The organism is Aedoeadaptatus ivorii (assembly GCF_900638585.1).
Taxonomy (GTDB): domain Bacteria; phylum Bacillota; class Clostridia; order Tissierellales; family Peptoniphilaceae; genus Aedoeadaptatus; species Aedoeadaptatus ivorii.
Map to the genome: position 1 here is coordinate 38,783 of NZ_LR134523.1, position 20,255 is coordinate 59,037.

At 57.5% G+C, this 20,255-nt stretch carries 24 protein-coding genes; 18 read left to right on the forward strand and 6 right to left on the reverse strand.

Translation table 11 applies throughout. The annotated features are described in order from the left end of the window. Nucleotides 1-27: 27 nt before the first annotated feature. Complete coding sequence (locus tag EL294_RS00220) at nucleotides 28-1,194, forward strand: MFS transporter (protein ID WP_126464532.1); 1,167 nt, start codon at nucleotides 28-30, stop codon at nucleotides 1,192-1,194. Between the two features lie 32 nt (nucleotides 1,195-1,226). Here EL294_RS00220 and EL294_RS00225 read toward each other — a convergent pair whose 3' ends face one another. Beyond that, entirely contained in the window at nucleotides 1,227-1,652 is a 426-nt protein-coding gene (locus tag EL294_RS00225) for a VOC family protein (protein WP_126464533.1), read from the reverse strand. Between the two features lie 152 nt (nucleotides 1,653-1,804). Continuing rightward, entirely contained in the window at nucleotides 1,805-2,215 is a 411-nt protein-coding gene (locus EL294_RS00230; protein ID WP_232006478.1) for a Fur family transcriptional regulator, read from the reverse strand. Between the two features lie 172 nt (nucleotides 2,216-2,387). Between EL294_RS00230 and EL294_RS00235 the strand changes: the two genes are divergently transcribed. The 11 genes from EL294_RS00235 to EL294_RS00285 all read left to right on the forward strand — a co-directional run bounded on the left by EL294_RS00235 (nucleotide 2,388) and on the right by EL294_RS00285 (nucleotide 11,116). Next, complete coding sequence (locus EL294_RS00235) at nucleotides 2,388-3,395, forward strand: metal ABC transporter substrate-binding protein (RefSeq protein ID WP_164715149.1); 1,008 nt, start codon at nucleotides 2,388-2,390, stop codon at nucleotides 3,393-3,395. After that, a complete protein-coding gene (locus EL294_RS00240) occupies nucleotides 3,392-4,051 on the forward strand; it encodes a metal ABC transporter ATP-binding protein (RefSeq protein ID WP_126464535.1) in 660 nt (219 codons plus the stop codon). Before EL294_RS00235 ends, EL294_RS00240 begins: the two co-directional genes overlap by 4 nt. Next, nucleotides 4,051-4,857, forward strand: a complete 807-nt coding sequence (locus tag EL294_RS00245; RefSeq protein ID WP_126464536.1) for a metal ABC transporter permease — start codon at nucleotides 4,051-4,053, stop codon at nucleotides 4,855-4,857. Before EL294_RS00240 ends, EL294_RS00245 begins: the two co-directional genes overlap by 1 nt. Before the next feature lie 59 nt (nucleotides 4,858-4,916). After that, nucleotides 4,917-5,705, forward strand: coding sequence for an MBL fold metallo-hydrolase (locus EL294_RS00250; protein WP_126464537.1), 789 nt, complete (start codon nucleotides 4,917-4,919; stop codon nucleotides 5,703-5,705). A 10-nt stretch (nucleotides 5,706-5,715) separates the two neighbouring features. Further along, the gene (gene surE / locus EL294_RS00255) at nucleotides 5,716-6,477 is read left to right on the forward strand and encodes a 5'/3'-nucleotidase SurE (protein WP_126464538.1); all 762 of its coding nucleotides are present in this window, start codon (nucleotides 5,716-5,718) and stop codon (nucleotides 6,475-6,477) included. Beyond that, nucleotides 6,467-7,366 carry a DMT family transporter gene (locus tag EL294_RS00260; protein ID WP_164715150.1) on the forward strand — a complete coding sequence of 300 codons (900 nt, stop codon included), beginning with the start codon at nucleotides 6,467-6,469 and terminating at the stop codon, nucleotides 7,364-7,366. Before surE ends, EL294_RS00260 begins: the two co-directional genes overlap by 11 nt. 102 nt (nucleotides 7,367-7,468) lie before the next feature. After that, the gene (locus EL294_RS00265; RefSeq protein ID WP_126464540.1) at nucleotides 7,469-8,248 is read left to right on the forward strand and encodes a hypothetical protein; all 780 of its coding nucleotides are present in this window, start codon (nucleotides 7,469-7,471) and stop codon (nucleotides 8,246-8,248) included. Then, the gene (cutA, locus tag EL294_RS00270; protein WP_126464541.1) at nucleotides 8,245-8,556 is read left to right on the forward strand and encodes a divalent cation tolerance protein CutA; all 312 of its coding nucleotides are present in this window, start codon (nucleotides 8,245-8,247) and stop codon (nucleotides 8,554-8,556) included. The genes EL294_RS00265 and cutA overlap by 4 nt, the downstream gene beginning before the upstream one ends. A 162-nt stretch (nucleotides 8,557-8,718) precedes the next feature. Further along, nucleotides 8,719-9,546 (forward strand): deoxyribonuclease IV, encoded by an 828-nt coding sequence (locus EL294_RS00275; protein WP_164715151.1) that lies wholly within the window; start codon nucleotides 8,719-8,721, stop codon nucleotides 9,544-9,546. A gap of 121 nt (nucleotides 9,547-9,667) precedes the next feature. Beyond that, entirely contained in the window at nucleotides 9,668-10,519 is an 852-nt protein-coding gene (ypfJ, locus tag EL294_RS00280; protein ID WP_126464543.1) for a KPN_02809 family neutral zinc metallopeptidase, read from the forward strand. A gap of 45 nt (nucleotides 10,520-10,564) precedes the next feature. Next, a complete protein-coding gene (locus EL294_RS00285; protein ID WP_126464544.1) occupies nucleotides 10,565-11,116 on the forward strand; it encodes a PepSY domain-containing protein in 552 nt (183 codons plus the stop codon). An 83-nt stretch (nucleotides 11,117-11,199) separates the two neighbouring features. Here the strand turns inward: EL294_RS00285 and EL294_RS00290 are convergent, their stop codons facing one another. From EL294_RS00290 to EL294_RS00300, 3 genes are read right to left on the reverse strand one after another with little or no spacing between them, the layout of a single operon-like run. After that, on the reverse strand, nucleotides 11,200-11,757 hold the full coding sequence (locus EL294_RS00290; RefSeq protein WP_126464545.1) for a chromate transporter: 558 nt from the start codon (nucleotides 11,755-11,757) through the stop codon (nucleotides 11,200-11,202). 9 nt (nucleotides 11,758-11,766) lie between these two features. Then, complete coding sequence (locus EL294_RS00295; protein WP_126464546.1) at nucleotides 11,767-12,786, reverse strand: PTS sugar transporter subunit IIC; 1,020 nt, start codon at nucleotides 12,784-12,786, stop codon at nucleotides 11,767-11,769. After that, nucleotides 12,779-13,351 (reverse strand): chromate transporter, encoded by a 573-nt coding sequence (locus EL294_RS00300; protein ID WP_126464547.1) that lies wholly within the window; start codon nucleotides 13,349-13,351, stop codon nucleotides 12,779-12,781. The genes EL294_RS00295 and EL294_RS00300 overlap by 8 nt, the downstream gene beginning before the upstream one ends. A gap of 71 nt (nucleotides 13,352-13,422) precedes the next feature. Here EL294_RS00300 and proC point away from each other — a divergent pair, with 71 nt between their 5' ends. The 4 genes from proC to EL294_RS00320 all read left to right on the forward strand — a co-directional run bounded on the left by proC (nucleotide 13,423) and on the right by EL294_RS00320 (nucleotide 17,104). After that, complete coding sequence (gene proC, locus EL294_RS00305; RefSeq protein ID WP_126464548.1) at nucleotides 13,423-14,181, forward strand: pyrroline-5-carboxylate reductase; 759 nt, start codon at nucleotides 13,423-13,425, stop codon at nucleotides 14,179-14,181. Between the two features lie 75 nt (nucleotides 14,182-14,256). Beyond that, entirely contained in the window at nucleotides 14,257-14,829 is a 573-nt protein-coding gene (locus EL294_RS00310; protein WP_126464549.1) for a DJ-1/PfpI family protein, read from the forward strand. Between the two features lie 22 nt (nucleotides 14,830-14,851). Then, nucleotides 14,852-16,216: an MATE family efflux transporter gene (locus tag EL294_RS00315; RefSeq protein WP_126464550.1), complete on the forward strand. Its 1,365-nt coding sequence runs from the start codon at nucleotides 14,852-14,854 to the stop codon at nucleotides 16,214-16,216. 135 nt (nucleotides 16,217-16,351) lie between these two features. Continuing rightward, nucleotides 16,352-17,104 carry a YwaF family protein gene (locus EL294_RS00320; RefSeq protein ID WP_126464551.1) on the forward strand — a complete coding sequence of 251 codons (753 nt, stop codon included), beginning with the start codon at nucleotides 16,352-16,354 and terminating at the stop codon, nucleotides 17,102-17,104. Here the strand turns inward: EL294_RS00320 and EL294_RS00325 are convergent. Beyond that, the gene (locus tag EL294_RS00325; protein ID WP_164715152.1) at nucleotides 17,022-17,642 is read right to left on the reverse strand and encodes a Crp/Fnr family transcriptional regulator; all 621 of its coding nucleotides are present in this window, start codon (nucleotides 17,640-17,642) and stop codon (nucleotides 17,022-17,024) included. The two genes, EL294_RS00320 and EL294_RS00325, sit on opposite strands and share 83 nt — an antisense overlap. 100 nt (nucleotides 17,643-17,742) lie before the next feature. Between EL294_RS00325 and EL294_RS00330 the strand changes: the two genes are divergently transcribed. Both EL294_RS00330 and EL294_RS00335 read left to right on the forward strand, forming a co-directional pair. Then, on the forward strand, nucleotides 17,743-19,278 hold the full coding sequence (locus EL294_RS00330) for a YjjI family glycine radical enzyme (RefSeq protein WP_126464553.1): 1,536 nt from the start codon (nucleotides 17,743-17,745) through the stop codon (nucleotides 19,276-19,278). After that, complete coding sequence (locus tag EL294_RS00335; protein ID WP_126464554.1) at nucleotides 19,278-20,117, forward strand: YjjW family glycine radical enzyme activase; 840 nt, start codon at nucleotides 19,278-19,280, stop codon at nucleotides 20,115-20,117. Before EL294_RS00330 ends, EL294_RS00335 begins: the two co-directional genes overlap by 1 nt. Nucleotides 20,118-20,255: the final 138 nt, after the last annotated feature.

Genomic DNA, 20,255 nt, shown 5'->3' on the forward strand with positions numbered 1-20,255 from the left:
TGTGGATACATATCGTAAGGAGGATCTATGGAAACCCACCGTCGCAATCCGTACATATGCACCGCCCTCGCCCTGTACTTTACCTACTTCGTCCACGGCATCGGCGTTTCGATTCTTTCTCAGTACAAGACGGAACTCGCCGGGGCCTGGGGCAGCGGCGATGTGGCCGCGGTACTGGGCGTGATCGCCGCCTTGGGACTCGGGCGCTTGATCGCGCTCCCCGTGGCGGGGCCGGTATCGGACCGCTTCGGCAGAAAGACATCGGGCCTGATCGGCGTCGTGCTCTATGCCCTGTTCTTTTTGGGCGCGGCGCTTTCGCCTTCGGCGCGTGTCGCCTATATTTGGGCCCTGGCCGGCGGCATCGCCAATTCTTTTCTCGACACCTGTGTCACCCCCTCGATCCTCGAGATCTTCGGGAGCCGGGGACCACGGGCCAATATGTTTACGAAATTCGCCATGTCGATCGGGCAGTTCGCCCTGCCCTTTATGATCGGCTTTGCCGCACGTACACAGCTTTCTTTCCGCGCGCTGTTTTATGGCATGGCGGCCCTTATCGCCATCGACGGCGTATTGCTCCTCTTTTTGCCCTTCCCCCCGAAAGAAGGCGGAAAGGGAAAGGACGAGACGGGCGCCATGGGCATCAAAAAAGGCGCGCCGGCGCTGGTCGCCATGGGCTTTACCGCCACGGCCACTTTTATTCTCTGGCTGAACTGCAATCAGGAACTGGGTGCGCTCTACGGCGTGGCGGATCCATCGAAGATCCAGTCGGTCTATGCCCTGGGGACCATACTCGCCATCCTCGCCACGGCGGGATTCGTACTTAAAAAAATGCGAGAGGAAGACGTATTGGTCCTCTATCCCGCCCTTTGTTTGGCCGCATTGGCGCTGGTCTACTTCGTGCGCACGCCGCTTTCTGTGTTGGTCGCGGCATTTTTGATCGGCTATGGCGGCGCCGGCGGCGTGCTCCAGTTGGTGGTGGCGACGGCCAACGAGCTCTACCCCCGGCACAAGGGAAAAATCACCTCGACGGTGATGATCGCCTCCTCTGTCGCCAACTATGTTGTATTGGACGCGGCGGCGCGAATCAGCCGCGCGGCGGGGGCCGAGGGGCCGGTCTATGTCGTCCTCTTCAATATGGCGATTACCGCTGCGGGCATCGCATTGGCCCTGTATTTTCGCAAACAGCGGGCATAGAAAAAGATCTCTGTAAAAACAGAGATCCTTTTTTATTGCGCATCTTCGGGCGAATAGAGCGAGAGCATCCAGCCGATGCCGTAGGGATCCCGCAAGATTCCGTATTTCTTCGACCAAAAGGTCTCGCCCAGGTCCATTTCCACCGTACTGCCGGCTTCGATAAAGGCCTGCCATACGGCATCCACCTCATCGGCATCGGTCGATCCCCAACTCAAATACATGCCCCGGGGCGCGGCGTAGTCTCCGGTAAAGTTGTCCGATCCCATGAGATGGGTCTTTCCGATCGCCACAGAGCCGTACATCACCGCCTCGGGGTCCATGCCGGCCGTGCCTTCGGCGGGGGCGTCTTTTACCCGCATCAATTGCGGGGCGTCGGTATCGAATACTTCGCGGTAAAAAGCGAAAGCGTCTTTGGCATTGCCGTCGAATTCGACGAACACTTCGAGCATTTGCGTCATAAAAACCTCCTTAGGGGTGGGTAGTTCGCGTATATACTACCTACCCCGGAAGCTGAGATTTTTTCGCCGCCCCTTATAAAATTTGTGTAAAGTTTCCAACAAAAACGACCCGGCGATACAGCCGGATCGTCATGGTTCCCGAAAGACGGACATTATGGATTCGCCTTCTGGCAGTCGGGGCAGATGCCCTGCAACTGGAACAGGTGGCCGGTGATATCGTAGCCGGTGGAGGCGACGATATGCGTGTCCAAGGCGTCCAGGGGACAGTCGCGAATGGGCGTAAATTTGCCGCATTCGGAGCATACGATATAGTGGTTGTGTACTTCGGTCTTGTATTCGTAATAAGTAACCTCGTCCTTGTGCATACTCGCCTCCAACAGCCCCACTTCCGTGAGCTGGTTTAAGATGCGGTAGACCGTAGACAGAGAAGAGCAGGCGGTATCCGAGATCGCGGCGTATACCTCCGATGCGCTCATGGGGCGATTGGATCGCTGCATCAGCTTCAGAACCTGCAGGCGGCCGCGCGTCGCCTTCAATCCGCGTTGTCGTAGAATTTCTTTCACTTTACACCTCAAATCTGTTTCGCATATATTTATATTAATCGATTTAATCGGAAAAAGAAAGTTATCTTATGTGAAATAAGTGGATTTTCTCAAAAAACTATCGAAACGCGGGGGTTTCTGATATACTGCTCATTAAGTAGTAATGATTTCTATTAAAGGAGGCTATATGAGAATGAAACAATGGATCGCGATTGGCATGTCCTGTTTGCTGCTCGCGGGCTGTGCGGCGGGTGCGGGCAAAAATGCCGATGCCGAAGCGCCGAAAGAGACTGCGACGGTAGAAAACAGCGCGGACAAAAAGGCGGAAGGGCTCCGGGTCGTCACTTCGACCTTTATTCTGGAGGATTTGGCGCGAGAAATTGCGGGCGAGCGCGCCGAGGTGCACTGCCTGATTCCCGAGGGCGAGGGAACCCATGGTTTTGAACCGACGCCGAAGGATATAAATACATTAAACGAAGCCGACGTCTTCCTCTACAATGGAGCGGGATTGGAATCCTGGACCGACACCTTAATCGACCAGCTTCCCGATACCGTAGCGGTGGCCGAGGCTTCGGAGGGAATTGAACTCCTCGCCGGCGGCCATCACCACGACCACGACGGGGAAGACGCCCGCGAACACGACGCCGACGCGCACGGCCACGACGCGGCGGAACACGAACACGATCACGGCGGCAAGGATCCCCACGTTTGGATGGCGCCCGAAAACGCGCTGGTGATGGCGAAAAACATCACCCGGACGCTCAAACAAAAGGATCCCGACGGCGCCGAGACCTATGAGGGCAACTACAAACGCTTAGAAGAAAAATTACAACGCATGGACGAAGCGCTGCAGAAGGGCCTGAAAGACATTTCCCAACGGGAAATGGTGGTCAGCCACGAGGCCTACGGCTATCTCGCCGCCGCCTATGATCTGAAGCAGATTCCCATCGAGGGCATCAACTCCGAAGGGGAGCCGGATCCCAAGACGATGAAAGAAATCGTAGATCATATGCGCGAAAAGGGCATCAAGACGGTGTTTACCGAGCCCGAAAAGAACGACAATATCGCCAAGGCCGTCGCCAAAGAGGCGGGGGACGACGTGAAAGTCGTGGAGTTGGATCCGATGGAATACAAATCCGACAGCAGCTATATCGACCGAATGCAGAAGAATCTCGATGCATTGGAGAACGGATTGCGATGAAACACATTTACGAAATCGAAGACCTGCATTTTTCCTACGGGAAAAATGTGGTGCTTCGCGGGGCAAATCTCTCTGTCAATCAGGGAGATTTTCTCGTATTGATCGGCGCAAACGGCGCCGGCAAGTCTACTTTTGTGCGCCTCTTGTTGGGGATCGAGACGCCGGATGCCGGCGAGATCCGCTTTTTGGGCGAGCCGGTGCGCGAGGAGGCGGATTTTTCGGAGGTCAGCTATGTGCCCCAGCTTACGGTGACCGCCTACGACTTTCCTATTACGGTGGCGGAGCTGATCGATTTGGGCAACTACGGCGAGAAGCTTTCCCGCGCGGAGCGGCGCCGCCGTAGAGACGACGCGCTGAGTTTGGTGGGACTCGAGGGTTTCGGCGAACGCCTATACGGGGCGCTATCCGGCGGCCAGCGCCAGCGGGTGTTGATCGCCAAGGCGCTGATTTCGCTCCCGAAGGTGTTGTTGCTCGACGAGCCCACTACGGGGATCGACCACGAAGCGCGGGCGTCCCTTTTCGAGCTCCTCTTACACCTGCACCGGGACCACGAAATCACCATTCTTATGATCACCCACGAACTGCATCTGATCGAGGGCGCCGTCGACGACATCTACGTCCTCGAGGACGGGCGCATAGAAAAGAGGGGGAACTGATGGCGGACATCTTACAATACGAATATATGCGTCGCGCGCTTTTGATCGGGCTCGCCCTCTCCTTGGTGATTCCCTCTATGGGCGTGGTGATCGTCAACCGGCGGCTCTCTATGATCGGAGATGCCCTCAGCCACGTTTCCCTCGCCGGGGTCATGCTGGGGCTGCTCTTGGGTTTTAACCCCGTGGCGGGGGCGATCCTCACCTGCGTCTTCGCCGCCTTTTCGATGGAGTGGATTCGGCGCCGATTTCCCTCTTACGGCGAGATCGCCACGGCGATTTTGATGAGCGCCGGGGTGGGGCTCGCTTCGCTTCTATCGGGATTTGTGCGGGGCGGGGCGAATTTCGAGTCCTTTCTCTTCGGCACCATCGTCGCCATCGGCGATTTCGAGTTTTATATGATCCTCGCCGTCGCCCTGGCGGTACTCGCTTTTTTGTACTTCGGCTATGAAAAGCTCCTGTACCTGTCCTTCGATCCGGTGGGGGCGCGCCTGGCGGGCATTCCCACGGATTTTTTAAGCGGCCTCTTCGTCGTATTGACGGGCCTTACCGTGGCGATCTCGGCACGCACCGTCGGGGTGCTGATCATTTCGTCGCTTTTGGTGCTCCCCGTATCCTGTGCGCTGCAGCTTAAGCTCAGCTACAAAAAGACCCATATCGCCTCGACGATCTTCGGCGTCCTCTTTACCGAAGCGGGGCTGATCCTATCCTATGCATTCGGCCTAAAGCCCGGGGGCAGCATCGTGCTCTTGGGGGTCGCGACCTTAATTTTGCTGCTCCTTGCGCCCGCCGCTAAAAACATCGTATAATCCGCCGCGGGGGTAAGTATACTGTTTTTCTTCTGTTATAATAGACATCGGAGGAAAATATGAAGTTTTGTTCATTGGCCAGCGGCAGTAGCGGAAACTGCCAATATATAGAAACCAAAGAAAAGAAAATACTCATAGACGGCGGCCTAAGCGGCAAAGCCATCGAAAACAATCTGCGTGCCATCGGGGTCGATCCCGCCACTTTAGATGCGATCTTCGTCACCCACGAACACAACGACCATGTCAAGGGCGTGGGGATTTTGGCGCGCAGATACCATCTCGAGGTCTTTGCCAACGAAAATACCTGGCTCGCCATGGAAAAGACCGTAAAACACATCGACGAAAAGAAACGCGCGGTGTTCGAGAGCCGAAAGCCCTTCTTTTACGGGGACCTTTCGGTCTATCCCATGCCTCTGTTCCACGACGCGGCGGAAGGCTGCGGCTTTGTGGTCTCGGCGGGGAACAAGAAGATCTCGCATCTTACCGACACCGGCTGGGTAAATACCGATATGCTCGAGAAGATGCGCGGCAGCGATCTGTATTATTTGGAGAGCAATCACGATACCGAAATGCTTCGAAATGGGCCCTACCCTCGCGTGTTAAAAGAGCGGATCGCCTCTACCCGGGGGCACTTGTCCAACGACCACTGCGCCGAGCTCTTGTCGGGGCTCTTAGAAAAAAAGGGCGAGCACGTGGTTCTCGCCCATCTGTCCGGCGAGAACAATCTGCCGCTGTTGGCGGCGCGTTCCGCCCGGGAGGCCCTCGCCGAAAACTCGGTCTACGAAGGCGTCGATTTTATGCTTCAGGTGGCGACCCCCAAGGTGCCCTGCCGCTGTATCGAATTGTAAAGGAGAAGTCATGAAGATATTACTCACCAACGACGACGGCTATTTTGCCCCGGGGATCCGGGCGCTCGCCAAGGTGCTCGAGAAGGACCACGACGTGATCGTTGTTGCCCCGGAAACCGAACACTCCGGCCAGAGCCACGCCATCACCATCAACCGCGCGCTGGTGGTAAAAGAAGTCGAACTCGAAGGCGTACAATCCAAAGCGTATAGCGTATCCGGCACGCCGGCGGACTGCGTGCGGGCGGGGGTCGACAAGATCGTGCCCGAACGGCCCGATGTGATTTTTTCGGGCTGCAATCTGGGCTACAACGCCGGCATGGACATCATCTATTCCGGCACCGTCAGTGCGGCGCTGGAAGGCTCGCTTTTGGGGATTCCCTCGGTCGCCGTCAGCGCCCGCTGGGTAGAAGGGGACGCTAGGTACGACGCGGCCGCAAAGATCGCCAAGGAGATCTTCGATAAGGTGGAGGACGCCTTTATGCACTATCCCGAACCTATGGTCTTAAATATCAATGTGCCCTATTTGCCCTACGAAGAAATTAAGGGGATCCAGGTCGCGGAGATCGGCGACAACGCCTATGACTACTATTTCGAAGAAGAAGTGGAGGGCGTACGTCGATTATCCCTGCGGGGTCGCGCCAAGACCGACCACGCCGCCGGCACCGACCGCTATTATTTGGAACGCAATTATGCCACCCTCACCCCCTTGGTCTACGGGATGGCGGATCCGCATCAAATATTGCGGCTCAAGAGTTGGTTCGATGAAGCGTAAAACCATCGATCCAACGACGCAGGCAGAACTGATGTTGTGGGCGCTGGCCATGATCTGGGGCGGAAGCTTCGTCGCCGCGAAGTTTTCCATAGAGAGCTTCTCTCCCTACCCGGTCATGGTCATTCGCTTTTTTTTGGGCGCATTGCTCCTACTCCTCGCCGTTCCCGCGGCCCGCAAGCGGCCGGATCGGATCACGTGGATCGGGGGCATAGAGCTCGGTCTCCTGCTGGGCATTGCCACCGCTTTTCAGATGGTGGGGCTCCAGTACACCACGCCGGCCAACCAGACCTTTATCATCGTAAGTTATGTGGTCACCGTACCCCTATTGCGGTTTGTATTCCGCCGCGTGGTACCGGGGCGACATATCGCCTTGGCTGCGCTCTTTACCGTGGCGGGCGTGGGCTTTTTGACCGTGGGACCGAATTTTCACCTGAACCGGGGCGACGTACTCACCTTTATTATGTCGCTGCTCTTTGCGGTGCAGATTCTGCGGATCGACCGCTATATGCCGCATATCGATAATGCGGTACAGTTTACCGTCATCCAACTCATCGTGGCGGGCGCGATCTCTTTGGCGCTGTGGTTTTTTATGAAAAGGCCCGTATTTACGGGACCCGTAACCCTTCGCGCCGTAGGGGGACTGACCTATATCGTCGTCTTAAATACCGCCATCGCCTACCTCTTGCAGAACTACGCCCAGCGCTACGCCCCGCCCGATAAAAGCGCGCTGATCATCAGCTCCGAATCGCTCTTTGGTACCTTTGCCGCCTATGTCTTTGCCGGCGAGGTATTCTATCCGAAAAAGATTCTGGGCTGCGTGCTCATCCTCGTGGGGCAATTTTTTGCCCAGGTGCTGCCGACCCTAAAGCGGCGGGCAGCAAAAAAATAGGAACGTTTTTGTAGAAATCGCGTAAAATATAAAAAAATCGGGTATATGTGCAAAAAGTACGAACAGAATCCGACGGAACGCAATCGCAAAAAAGGGGTTATTATGCAAAAATCAACGCAAGATATATTCAAAGAAATGTGGAAAGTGATTCTCGCCTACGTGGTTTTATCGGGAATCATCACTGCCGTTTTGGATCTGGGGGGTCTGGGCTTGACGGCCGCTATCGATCCGGCGGACTTCGCCGGGGGATTTCAGTTCGATCCCTCTATGATCACCGGCATGATCCCCGCGCTTTTGACGCAGTTTGTCGTCAATCTCGTCCTCGACATGGTGAGTTTGGGGATCTTTCTCGCCATCTACCGCAATAAGGTCTACGATACGCAGGTGGAATTTGCGGACATCTTCTATTTCTTCAACGGGGAGGCCCCCAAGACCGTTCTCGCACTGATTCTTAAAAACATTCTGTCCCTTATCGGCCTGGTCCTCTTCCTCGTCCCCGGCATCGTATTTACTATCGCCATGATCCCCTTCGGCGTCGTGGCGGGTTTGATCCAAGTGCACGGCGAAATGGAGGTTTGGGGCTCGATCAAAAAGACCTGGGAGACCTCCAAGGGCTATAAGGGCCTGATCTTCGGACGCGTGTTGATCGCGGCGATCCTGAGCGGCGTCATCGGCGGAATCGTCGGCCTCCCCAGCATTCTCGCCCCCGAAGTCTTTGTCGCACAGCCTGCAAAGACGATTATGAATCTGATCGTCGTGATCGTGACCGGCATGATCTACTATGTGGTATGGATCGACCTCATTCGCGAAATGACCGAACGCGGCGCCTTCCGCCTGTTGGTGGCCGATCCCGATCGAATCGAGGAGGCGGAGCAGCTATGAAGTATATCAAGGTAGAAATCCTGATGCCCGAGGCTTTTGTGGTGGAACTCGCCAACGACTTGAACGAAGCGGGCATCTTGAAAGAAGACTGTTACGACTACACCTTTTCCGTAAGCCGCGTGCAGGGACACTGGCGCCCCTTGGAAGGGGCCGACCCCTACGACGGCGAAGTGGGCAAGGTACAGACCAAAGAAGAAGCCAAGGTGGAGTTTCGCATTCGCGAAGAGGATCTGGAAGAGGTGCAGCGCATTATCGACCGCATCCACCCCTACGAAGTGCCCGTCGTCAACTACATCCCCCTCTTGTAATAAGGGGAAATTTAAGAAACATCCAAATTCGAAGAGAGAAGTGCCGCAGGGCACTTTTTTCGTCCCGAAATTCGCTACACTCTATATAAAGTGAGGCGAAATTATGATCGGAATTATTGTATGTATCATTATCATCATTATGTGGTTTTTATAGGAGGCAATATGCGCGCCATCGGCTATCATATTTCGGCGTCTCGGGGACTTGTCCGCGCCATGGAGGAGGCGACGTCCTTCGGGGCGAGCGCCATGCAGTGTTTTACGAGAAACCCCCGAGGTTCGCGGGCAAAGGCGTTGGATCTCGACGACATTCGCCGCTTTGAGGCGGTGCGAAAGGGATTCGGCCCGGTCTTTCTGCACGGCGCCTATACCATGAATCTCGCGTCGAAAGACGAGGGGGTGCGCGCCCGCAGCGAGGCGCTTTTGGCCGATGACCTGGCACGGCTTCAGGCCTACCCCGCCGATACGATCTACGTCTTTCACCCCGGCGCCCATACCGGCGACGGCATAGAGACGGGGATCCTCCGCATCGTGCGCGCCCTGGATCGCCTGCGCGAGGACTTCGGCGCGGGGACGATTTGTCTGGAGACCATGAGCGGAAAGGGAAGCGAGGTGGGCGGCCGACTGGAGGAGATCGCCGCCATACTCTCGGCCGTGGGCGATCCGCATCTGCACGTGGTCTTGGACAGCTGCCACCTATACAGCGCGGGCTACGACCTCGCCCGACCCGAAGCGGTGGCCGCGGCGATCGAAGAGACGGTGGGACTTTCGCGGGTGCGCGGCATCCACTTAAACGATTCGCTTACGCCCTTGGCTTCGAAAAAGGACCGCCACGCCCCCATCGGCGCGGGGCATATAGGGACGGAGGTCTTGGCGCGCTTTGTCGGCTATGAGGCATTTTCGCATCTGCCCATCGTCCTCGAGACGCCGGGCGAAGGCGCAGACCACGCCAAAGAGATTCGAGCGCTCCGACGCGCTTTGGGCGAAGGGTAAGGGAAAGGAATCGACCCTTTCGGCATAGAAATAGGGGAAAACGGGTACAGACTATGCTATAGCGAGAATTGCGCGCGGCGCACTGTGCGCACGCGATTTGCCGAAGAAAGGGGGGGCCCCGATGAAATTTCAAGGACGTAGGGGAAGTTCCAATATTAACGATATGCGCGGCGGCGGAGGCGGCGGTCGCTTCCCCGTGGGCGGTCTGGGCATCGGGGGGATTCTGATCCTCTTGCTCCTGCGCCTGTTGGGCGGCGGGGGATTCGACGTGAATCCCGGCACAGAGACGACAAGCCCGCCGGCGCAGACGCGCCAACAGGCGAGCACCGAGGATACGCTCTATGAATTCGCCTCGGTGGTCCTCGCCGACACCGAAGACATTTGGACCGAGCAGTTTCAGGAGCACGGGCAGGAGTACCATCCGCCGCAGATGAATATATTTACCGGCGCGGTACAGAGCGGTTGCGGCTACGCCTCGGCGCAGACCGGTCCCTTTTACTGTCCCGCCGACCAATCGGTGTATCTGGATCTGTCCTTTTACGACGACCTGACCCGTAAGCTCGGCGCCCGGGGCGACTACGCCTTTGCCTATGTCATCGCCCACGAGGTGGGCCACCACGTGCAGCGGGAATTGGGCGTGATGAGTCAGGTGCAGAACATTCAGCAGCGTGTCTCGAAAGAAGACGCCAATCGCTGGAGCGTGGCGCTGGAACTCCAGGCGGACTATCTCGCCGGGGTGGTGGCGCGGCACCAACAAGAGGCGGGCTATTTGGACCCGGGCGACATCGAAGAGGCGATCTCCGCCACCATTGCCGTCGGCGACGATACCCTGCAGAAACGGGCGCAGGGCTATGTGGTGCCCGACTCCTTTACCCACGGCACCGCCGAACAGCGCACCGAGTGGTATAAGCGGGGATGGAATGCGGGGGATCTCTCCGACTGGAACACATTCTCCGCCCTGGGCCTGCAGTAAATTCGATCCTATACACGCATACCGAACGAGAGTGAGGAGGACCCTATGAAGAAATTGCTACCCCTATTGGCGCTGAGCGCCCTGCTCGTCGCCTGCGGTCCCCGGGCCGCCACGGAAGGGGCAGATTCCCCAAACGCGCCGACCGGCGCCGAAAAAGAGACGGGAAGGCAATCGGAAGGCTTTAACCCCTCCGATGCGGAAAAGTCTTTGATGGATGTAGCCGAGACCTTCCTCAGCGAATTTCCCCAGGGGCAGATCACCGAGATCGAGTACGAAGCCGATACCGGTCGTTTTGTCGTAGAGGGCGTGATGGGCGAAAAAGAGGTATCGATCGAAATGCCCGCCACCGGAACCAAGATCGTCTCCAAGGAAGAGGGACGCGAGGGGGATGCGGCCGAAGCGCCCGTCCTCGACGTGGGGCCCCTCGCCGAGTGGAAAGAAGCCGTCGAGCGCGCCCAAGAGGAGCGGCCCGAGGCGCCTTTCGAGGGCTTTGAATTGCATCGGGAAGGCGAAAAGACCGTCTACGAGATGGAATTCGAGGAAGCGGACGATCTCAAGATGGACGCCGAAAGCCTGGCGATCCTATCCGATTCCTAAATACTCTTTCGACCGGCCGAAGCGCCGGTTTTTTTGTTGCATTTCTACACAAAAAAATCCGCCCGCAGGCGGATGCGATAGGATTATGGGACAAAGGACATCAGCAGTTTCAGCGCAATGCCGATGGCCGCCCCCAGGCCGATCAGCCGGATCAGATCGGCCTTTTTGTAGTAGAGGATGCCGCCGATCACAAAGGTGACGAGGGCCACCGGCTCCAAGCCGCCGCCTTCGGGGAAAAAGGCGTTTTTCGACATCTGGAGCGCCGCGATAAAGATCAATCCCACAATGCCCGGCTTAATGCCCCGCAGCAGCATATCCATGAGCTTAAAGTGCCGCTTCTTCGTAAAGAGAAAATAGCCCAGCACCGTCATCAGCAGCGTTTGTGGCGTTACCGCGCCCAGGGTTGCCACCACCGAACCCGCCGGCCCCGCCACCTGGGCGCCCACAAAGGTGGCGGAGTTGATGGCGATGGGCCCGGGCGTCATTTGGCTGATGGTGATGAGGTCGGTAAATTGGGTCATGGTGATCCAGCCTTCTTGCTCCACGATATACTGCTGAATCAGCGGGAGGGTGGCGTAACCGCCGCCGAAGGAAAAGGCGCCGATCTTTAGGAATTGGACATAGAGTTTCAGTAAGAGCACGGGCACCTCCTAGATCTCGAGTTTCATATCCCCGTCTTGGATCCACCCCTTTTTGTAGAGGAGGCGGTAGAAGAGATAGCTCAGCACGGCGGGCAGAAGAATATGCACCAACACCACCGCCGCCAAAAGAGGCAGGGTTTCCATGCGACCTTCCATCGCCTGGAATGTGGCGATCTGCCCCACCAGGCCGCTGGTACCCATGCCGCTTCCGAGGGGAGTGTTCTCCAGCCGAAAGACCACCGTGGAAAGGGGAGAGGTCAACGCGCCCGCGAGGGTCGGAGGAATCCAAATGCGGGGATTTTTTACGATATTCGGCATCTGCAGCATACTGGTACCCAGGCCCTGGGCGAAGAAGCCGTCAAAGCCGTTGTCCCGAAACGAGATCACTGCAAAGCCGATCATTTGGGCGGAGCAGCCCACCGTCGCCGCGCCGCCGGCGAGGCCCGCCAACGAGAGCATAATGCAGATCGCGGCGCTGGAGATGGGAAGGGTGAGCGCGATGCCGACAATGGTCGAGACCAAAATCCCCATCAAGAGCGGCTGCTGGGCGGTGGCGGCCATAATGAGTTCGCCCACCGTCTCCATAAACCATTGAATCGAAGGGCCCACCGCCTTCGCCACCAATAGGCCCGTCAGTACCGTCACCGCCGGGGTGAGCAAGATGTCGACCTTGGTCTCTTTGCTGATCAGCTTGCCGCATTCCGCGCAGACGATGGCGGCGAGATAGACCGCCACGGGACCGCCGATCTCATAGCTGCCCGCGCCCACCACCGCCGATGCGAACAGCACCAAAGGCGGCGCATCCAGCGCGTAGGCGATAGAGATGGCGATGGCGGGGCCGGTGGCCTGCTGCGCCACGGGCCATAGAAAATCCGTCAAAAAGGGGATGCCGAGGCGCGTGCCGATGGTGTTCAATATGGTGCCGATCAACAGGGTGGCAAACAGCCCGTAGGCCATGGCGCCCAGGGCGTCGATGCCGTAGGTGCGCAGATTCGGGTGCACCTTTTTTCTCTCTAAAAAGTCATTCATCGCGATTCCTTTCCCGAGACGATTCGTATTTCGTCAAGAAAATGCCGGCAAAGCCCATCATCAAAATGACGAGTGCCGTATTTACATCGGTGAAAAGCCCCAACCCCAAGGCCAGGGCGATCATCCCGCAGGAAAAGAGGCGATCGGTCTCGAGCGCCTTCTTTCCCAAATTCCAGGTGGTCAACAAGAGCACGGCGGAAATTACGCCGCTGATCCCCACCAGGGCGGCGTTTACATAAAAATTCGAGCGAAAGCGGGCGTAGGCCATATTGATCGTGAGGATAATCACCAGACAGGGCGTTACGCTCGCCAACAGACAGACAAAAGCGCCCGCCGCGCCGCGCAGCCGATACCCCGTAAGGAGCGAGGTGGAAATCGCCATGGCGCCGGGGCCCGACTGGGCGAGGGCGACCAGATCGAGCATCTCGTCGTCGGGGATCAGCTTTTGCTTTTCGACGAACTCGTCCCGTATAATGGGGACGATGGTATAGCCGCCGCCGAATGTAAAGGTATTGATCTTCAAAAAAGTGAGAAATAATTTCACGAGGGAAACTTTTCGTTCCATGTTTTTCCTCCCGCTTCATAGTATACTGTAAGGAGAAATCGGCTTCAAGCAGAGGAAAAGAGAGGGATGCGATGGATATTTCTATCATCGGGCTCGGCAATATGGGCCGGGCGTTTTACGATCTGTTTCACGGGGCGGGACACAATCTGTATGTGGGTTGTCCCCACCAAAAGGACATAGAGAGCTATCAGAGTCGGGACAATGCCGAAGCGGCGGCGCGGGGCGAGATCGTCTTTCTCGGCGTAAAGCCCCCGATGATCCCCGCAGTGGTGGCGGAGATTCTTCCCGCCACAGAAGATGCCGTCCTCGTCTCGATGGCGGCGGGGGTTTCCCTGGCGCGCCTTTCGGAAATGGCGCCCGGGCGAAAGATCATCCGCATTCTCCCCAATACGCCCATCGCCGTGGGGGCGGGGGTCGTCGCCTATACGCCGGGCTATGCGATGGACGCAGAAGAAGCGGCGGAATTTGAAGCGCTCCTCGCACCGGCGGGGAAGGTGATTCATACCACCGAAGACGATCTGGACATCGTATCGGCCCTCGCGGGTTCCATGCCCGCCTTTGTCGCCGCCATGATTGAGGCCTTTTCCGACGGCGCGGTGGCCTGCGGCATGAAGCGGAACGCCGCCTACGAGATCGCCCGCACCGCCGTGGCCGGCAGCTGTACCCTGATGGACAAAAGCGGCCTGCACCCCGGCGCCATCAAAGACGCGGTCACTTCGCCCGGCGGCACCACCCTCGAGGGGCTTTTGTTTTTGGAGTCCCGGGGGATGCGCTATACCCTGGCCGAGGCAATCCGAAAAACCGTCGATAAAAATAAAAATTTGGGGTAAATACCGACTAATGTCCCGTGGAGGACTTCGAATGTTTCTGCATAGTTTCTGAATAGAAAGGCATAGGAGGATAGTATGTCGAAAGTAGCGGTTATCGTCGGAGAAGAATTCGAAGAAGCGGAAGTCGTCGTCGTATCGGACTATTTGGTCCGCGCCGGCATCGAGGTGCAACTGCTCGCGGTAGGCGAGTCCATGAAGATCGAAGGGGCCCACGGCCTGCGCATCCAATGCGATAAGCTGTTGTGGGAGGCGAAGCCGAAGAAATTCGACGCCGTCTATCTGCCCGGCGGCCCGGGGGTCGAGGCCCTTAAAGAAGACGAGGACGTCGAAAAGTTCGTTAAAAAAGCCAAGGACCACGACGCGCTAATCGCCGCGCTCTGTGCGGCACCGGCGCTTTTGGATCGCTACGGTATGGTCGAAGACGAGGGCTTTGTCATCTACCCCGGCATGGAAAAAGACCTCTCGAAAAAGCCGAAAGCGGCCGCGGAAATCGTCGTAGAAGGCGACATCATCACCGGGCCCGGGCCGGCCTTTGCCCAGGAGATGGCCTTTGCCATTATTCGGGCATTGGACGAGAAAAAAGTGGAAGACGTAAAAAAGGATACACTCTACGACAAGGTCGTGGCGTACAGAAAAGAAGCGGAGTAAACCGCGGGGAAAGTGAGGGCGCATGAATCGGGAAAATGTAGATCTGACAAAAGGTATAATTTGGAAGAGACTGTTATCCTTTACAATGCCGCTCTTGCTGTCCGCACTGCTGCAGCAGCTGTATAACACGGTGGACCTGTTGATCGTCGGCCGATTTGCCGGCGAGATCGACATGGCGGCCATCGGGGCGGCGGGGCCCATCGCGGTCCTCGTCATCGCGCTGTTTATCGGGCTTTCCACCGGGGCGTCGGTGCTGGTCGCCCAGTACTACGGCGCCAAAGACCGCCACGCCCTTTCCCGCATCGTCGAGACCAACTACGCCATCGCCGTATTCGGCGGCCTGGTGCTGACGGTGCTTACGGTGTGGCTGACGCCGCAGTTTTTGCGGTGGATCTCCACCCCCCAAAACATTATGGCCCCGGCCGTAGCCTATATGCGGATCCTATTTATGGGGCTCATGCCCGTCATGGTCTACAATATGGGTTCGGCGATCTTAAGGAGCGTCGGCGACAGCGTGCGCCCCTTTAACTTCCTCGCCGTATCGGCGGGGGCGAACATCGCCTTGGACCTCCTCTTCGTCGGCGTATTTCACATGGGCGCCGTGGGGGCGGGGATCGCGACGGCACTCGCCCAGTCGATCTCGGGGGTGTTGGTTACCATCAGTCTCTTGGAAACCACCGACATCTACCGTTTGCGCATCAAGCGCATCCGCTTTCACAAAGACGCACTGATGCGCACCTTTTCCATAGGGCTGCCGGCGAGCATATCGGCGGGGCTGATCTCCCTTTCCAATGTCATCATCCAATCGGAAATCAACGTCTTCGGCGCCGATGCCATCGCCGGCGTCGCCGCCAGCGGACGGATCGACGGGTTTTTGTTTACCTCGCTCGAAGCCTTTGCCCTGGCGATGACGACCTTTGTGGGGCAAAACATCGGCGCGCGCAAATTCGAGCGGTTGAAGCGCGGCATACAGACCGCCATGGCGCTCTGCCTCGCCTTTGTGGCGGGGATCTCGATCCTCTTGTTCCTGTTCCGCGAGCCCTTGATGGCGATCTTTAACGGCGATCCCAAGGTCATCGACTACGGGGCCGAGATGATCCGCATCCTCGCCCCCGCCTATATCCTCTTCGGCGCCACCGAAGTCTTTTCGGGCGCCGTGCGGGGAAGCGGCGCGGCGATTCCCATTATGATCATCACCCTGATCGGCATGTTTATCGTGCGGATCGGCTGGATCCTACTCGCCATGCCGATCTTTCAAAATATCGAGGTCATCTATTACAGCTATCCCATCAGCTGGATCTTTACCTTTCTCCTCACCCTTTGGTACTACTATCGGGGCGCCTGGCGAAAGGATTTGCCCTCGGATTTGCAGCAAGAATCGCAATAAAAAAAGCCTCCCGCGGGAGGCTTTTTTGTCGCACCAATGGATATTTCGACCATAACCAGAATTTTACACCGTTTCTACGGCCATTTGAAATGCGGCTGTTAGGATAAGAATATACCACAGGAGGTGTTGTATAGAATGGTAAAATTCGGGGAATACGTTCCGCTTTTGGGGGCGGATCATATGCTCTATTTGGGCGGCTTCTTTCTCGTGTTGTTTTTGATGGTCTATTATCGCGACGCGATTCGCCAAAACCGGCGCCGGGCGGATTTGGTGCTCGCTGCGGTGATCGTGTTTCAGCAGACGGTGCTCTATACGTCCTATGCGGTCTTTTTCGACTTCACCCTGGGCGAGGCGCTGCCGCTGCATATCTGCCGCTTGGCGAGCCTGATGATCCTCGCATGGATCGCCACCGAAAACCGCACCTGTTATGTGCTCGCGGCGGTCTACGGGCTCTTCGCCTTTTTGAGTTTCGTCTACCCGTCTCGGGTCTACGGCGTGGTGCACCCCATCGGCTGGAGCTTTTTCTTGAGCCACGCGGTGAATCTCCTCTTTCCGCTCTATGCCTATATCGCAGGCGGCGAGACGCTGAAAAAGGAGGACATCGCCTTTGCCTATAAAGTCTTTTTGGGCTATTTTGTCTTCGTGTACTTCTTAAATCCGCTGATCGACGGCAACTACTTCTATCTGCGCTACAAGCCGGTGGTGGGCGATATGAGCGATCTGATCTACGTGCCGGCGGTGCTCATTTTGTGCCGCCTGCTGTTCGAATTCGGCAGCCGCTTGTATATGCACCTCTTAGAGCGCCTTACAGAACTTCCCCGAGCCTCCGGGCGATTCGGCGATAGGACGGCGCGTCTATTTGAATCCGTCCTCCGCTTCGGGAAATAAAGCCCTCCCGTTCCAGCGCGCCGAGGTGGCGGTACAGGCTCCTAAGCGAAAGGCCCGTCAGATCCGCGAGATCCGCGCGGGTAAAGGGAAAGGTGAAGGGAAAGGGCGGCTCGGCGGCGCGGTAAAAGGTGTATAGGAGGAGATCCTCCGGCGAAAGGTTCTTCTCCGACGCCCGCCGCTCCATCTCCTGCACGTGGAGCGCGGCGAGGTAGCGCAGCAAGAGCGCGAGCACCGCCGGGTCCCGAAACACGGCATCGCGCGCGTCGACGGCGTAGTATCGCCCGGCGGTAAGCGCCCGCACGCCCGATAGGATCTCGGTCTTTGCCAGGCTTTCGATCAGCCCCAGGCATTGGGGCGCGGCGAGAATGCTCTGTAACAGGCGCCTTCCGTCGCGGTCGTAGCGCGAGATTTCTACCGTGCCCTCTGCCACAACTAAAATCGAGGACGCGCGGCTTTCGGGAAAGAGCAAAATCTCTCCCTCTTCGAATACCGTGGCGGCGCGATCGCTGAGCGCGTCAAATAATGCAGAAAAATCCATATTCTCCTCCCTAAAGGTGCCAAATGGCATCTTTTTTTCTTCGAGAAGAGTATACACTGAAGTTAATAGGAAGTCTATGAGAATACAGGAGGGACGACATATGGAACGATTCAAGACCGTAGATAGCATCGTCGAGGCGGTGCGTAACGTACAACAAGACGACGCCCAAACCTACGAACAACAGACCTACCGATTGGCGAAGATCGCCGAAAACGTCGTGGATTACCCCGTGGCGGAAGACGACGCCTTCTACGCCCTGTACGAGAGCGGCCAGATCTGCGATCTCGACGAGGGCCATGCCCCCTATGCGCCCCGCTATATCTTGCCCGACTATGAAAAATACTTACGGGAGGGGAGCGCCTTTTTGCGCATCGATCCGCCCGAAACGCTCTTGGATGCCACCACCGCGCTATTGGTGCTCTACCACCACGTGCCGAGCATCACTCGATTCCCGGTCTATATCGGCGCATTGGATGCGCTCCTCGAGCCCTTTGTCAAAGATACGGATCCCGACACGGCGCGTTCGATCCTCAAAAACTTTTTGCTCCAGATCGACCGCACCGTCACCGACTCCTTTTGCCACGCCAATATCGGCCCCGAGGAGACCGAGACCGGCCGCATGATTATCGACTTGGTGGGCGAACTGCAAAACCCCACCCCGAACCTCACCTTCCTCTATGACGAGGCGGTGACCCCCGATGCCTTTGCCGAACGCGCCGTGGCGGCGAGCTTGGTCTGCGCCAACCCGGCCTTCGCCAACGACGCCTACTATAAGAAGGACTTCGGCGATGTGGACTACGGCATCGCGTCCTGCTACAACGCGCTTCCCAAACACGGCGGCGCCTTTACCCTAAGCCGTCTGCGGCTCAACAAGATCGCCGAAGCGGCGGGTTCCACCGAAACATTTTTCGAAAAGACCCTGCCCTTCGCCATCGATACCATGCTCCGCTTTATGGAGGCGAAGATCACCTATTTGGTGGAGGAAACGGCCTTTTTCCGCGCCAACTTTATGGTCAAAGAAGACCTGATCGACGTCGACAACTTCGTCGGCCTCTTCGGCATTGTGGGCTTGCACGAATGCGTGCAGACTCTCTTGGGCTATGACGAGATTCCGGGCACCTTCGGCACCGACGAGGCGGCCGATGCCATGGGAATTCGCGTTATGGACTATGTAGAGGAACGGGTCGGCGCCTTTACCTCCCGCTACTCGCCGGTGTGGAACCACAAGTTTATGCTCCACGCCCAAGTAGGCGCCGCGGGGGACCTGGGCACCACCGCCGCCCACCGCATTCAGATCGGCAAAGAACCCGATCTCTATACCCACCTGCGCCAGGCCGCCAAGTTCCAGAAATACTTCCCCTCCGGCGTGGGCGATCACTACCCCTTCGATTCCACCGCCAAGAAAAATCCCGGCGCGGTGCTCGACATCTTTAAGGGCGCCTTCCGCTTAGGGAATCGCTATGTAAGCGCCTACAACGAGGACGGGGATTTGATCCGCGTCACCGGCTACCTCGTCAAAAAGAGCGACGTCGAGGCCTTCCGCCGGGGCGATGCGGTGCATTACGACACCGTACAGTTTGCGTTGGATCCCCTGACCGAATACGGCGTGAACAAGCGGCAGGTCGAGGGCGTATAATGCTCGTCGTCAATCGCCTCATTCCCATGAGCGTCGTCGACGGCCCCGGCAACCGCTTTGCGATCTTCCTCCAGGGCTGTAATTTCAACTGCCTCTACTGCCACAATCCCGAGACCATCGGCCGCTGCGTGCAATGCGGCCACTGCGTGGACCTCTGCCCCGCCGGCGCCCTTTCCCGCACCGAGGCGGGGCGCGTGGCTTGGGACGAGAGCCTGTGCATCGACTGCGACCGCTGCGTCGCCGCCTGCCCCCACGGCGCATCGCCCAAGCTGAAGTATATGGAGACCGAGGCGCTACTGAAAGAAATCGACGACGCCCGCCCCTTTATACAGGGCATCACCGTAAGCGGCGGGGAATGTACCCTACAGGCCGAGGCCCTGATTCCCCTCTTCGAAGGGGTGCACGCGCGGGGCCTGACGGCGCTGTTGGACTCCAACGGCGGCATCGACTTTTCCCGCGGGACGATACAAAAATTGATCGAGATCTCCGACGGCGTTATGCTCGACATCAAGGCATGGGATGCGGCGGAACATGTGGCCCTTACCGGCCGGGACAACGCCGTGGTGAAGGCGAACCTCGCCTATCTCGCATCCATCGACAAACTCCTCGAAGTGCGGCTCGTGCTCTTAGAGGGGCGCGACCACGAAAAGACCATTCGCGGCATCGCCGACATCCTGGGCGAAAAAATCCAAAACGTCGCCATCAAACTCATCGACTACCGGCCCTTCGGCGTGCGGGCAAACAATGCCGCGCATCTCGCCGGCGTAGGGCGCAAAGAAAAAGAGCAACTGATCCACTGCGCCGAGGACTTGGGTTTTCGCGCGGTCATCGATATATAACAAAGGTGGATTTTCGGATCCGCCTTTTTGTGTGCTGTTTTTAGGAAAGTAGACTTCCGCTTTCAAAATGTTCACCGACTCCGTTATTTTCGCGTTGTACTCGATTTGTAACCGAAAAAATAAAAGTATGAACCTATT

Excerpts from the sequence above, each read along its gene's own strand:
- EL294_RS00220 (WP_126464532.1), top strand. The coding sequence starts at position 28 with ATGGAAACCCACCGTCGCAATCCGTACATATGCACCGCCCTCGCCCTG.
- EL294_RS00225 (WP_126464533.1), bottom strand. The coding sequence starts at position 1,652 with ATGACGCAAATGCTCGAAGTGTTCGTCGAATTCGACGGCAATGCCAAA.
- EL294_RS00235 (WP_164715149.1), top strand. The coding sequence starts at position 2,388 with ATGAAACAATGGATCGCGATTGGCATGTCCTGTTTGCTGCTCGCGGGC.
- EL294_RS00240 (WP_126464535.1), top strand. The coding sequence starts at position 3,392 with ATGAAACACATTTACGAAATCGAAGACCTGCATTTTTCCTACGGGAAA.
- EL294_RS00245 (WP_126464536.1), top strand. The coding sequence starts at position 4,051 with ATGGCGGACATCTTACAATACGAATATATGCGTCGCGCGCTTTTGATC.
- EL294_RS00250 (WP_126464537.1), top strand. The coding sequence starts at position 4,917 with ATGAAGTTTTGTTCATTGGCCAGCGGCAGTAGCGGAAACTGCCAATAT.
- surE (WP_126464538.1), top strand. The coding sequence starts at position 5,716 with ATGAAGATATTACTCACCAACGACGACGGCTATTTTGCCCCGGGGATC.
- EL294_RS00260 (WP_164715150.1), top strand. The coding sequence starts at position 6,467 with ATGAAGCGTAAAACCATCGATCCAACGACGCAGGCAGAACTGATGTTG.
- EL294_RS00265 (WP_126464540.1), top strand. The coding sequence starts at position 7,469 with ATGCAAAAATCAACGCAAGATATATTCAAAGAAATGTGGAAAGTGATT.
- cutA (WP_126464541.1), top strand. The coding sequence starts at position 8,245 with ATGAAGTATATCAAGGTAGAAATCCTGATGCCCGAGGCTTTTGTGGTG.
- EL294_RS00275 (WP_164715151.1), top strand. The coding sequence starts at position 8,719 with ATGCGCGCCATCGGCTATCATATTTCGGCGTCTCGGGGACTTGTCCGC.
- ypfJ (WP_126464543.1), top strand. The coding sequence starts at position 9,668 with ATGAAATTTCAAGGACGTAGGGGAAGTTCCAATATTAACGATATGCGC.
- EL294_RS00285 (WP_126464544.1), top strand. The coding sequence starts at position 10,565 with ATGAAGAAATTGCTACCCCTATTGGCGCTGAGCGCCCTGCTCGTCGCC.
- EL294_RS00295 (WP_126464546.1), bottom strand. The coding sequence starts at position 12,786 with ATGAATGACTTTTTAGAGAGAAAAAAGGTGCACCCGAATCTGCGCACC.
- EL294_RS00300 (WP_126464547.1), bottom strand. The coding sequence starts at position 13,351 with ATGGAACGAAAAGTTTCCCTCGTGAAATTATTTCTCACTTTTTTGAAG.
- proC (WP_126464548.1), top strand. The coding sequence starts at position 13,423 with ATGGATATTTCTATCATCGGGCTCGGCAATATGGGCCGGGCGTTTTAC.
- EL294_RS00310 (WP_126464549.1), top strand. The coding sequence starts at position 14,257 with ATGTCGAAAGTAGCGGTTATCGTCGGAGAAGAATTCGAAGAAGCGGAA.
- EL294_RS00315 (WP_126464550.1), top strand. The coding sequence starts at position 14,852 with ATGAATCGGGAAAATGTAGATCTGACAAAAGGTATAATTTGGAAGAGA.
- EL294_RS00320 (WP_126464551.1), top strand. The coding sequence starts at position 16,352 with ATGGTAAAATTCGGGGAATACGTTCCGCTTTTGGGGGCGGATCATATG.
- EL294_RS00325 (WP_164715152.1), bottom strand. The coding sequence starts at position 17,642 with ATGGATTTTTCTGCATTATTTGACGCGCTCAGCGATCGCGCCGCCACG.
- EL294_RS00330 (WP_126464553.1), top strand. The coding sequence starts at position 17,743 with ATGGAACGATTCAAGACCGTAGATAGCATCGTCGAGGCGGTGCGTAAC.
- EL294_RS00335 (WP_126464554.1), top strand. The coding sequence starts at position 19,278 with ATGCTCGTCGTCAATCGCCTCATTCCCATGAGCGTCGTCGACGGCCCC.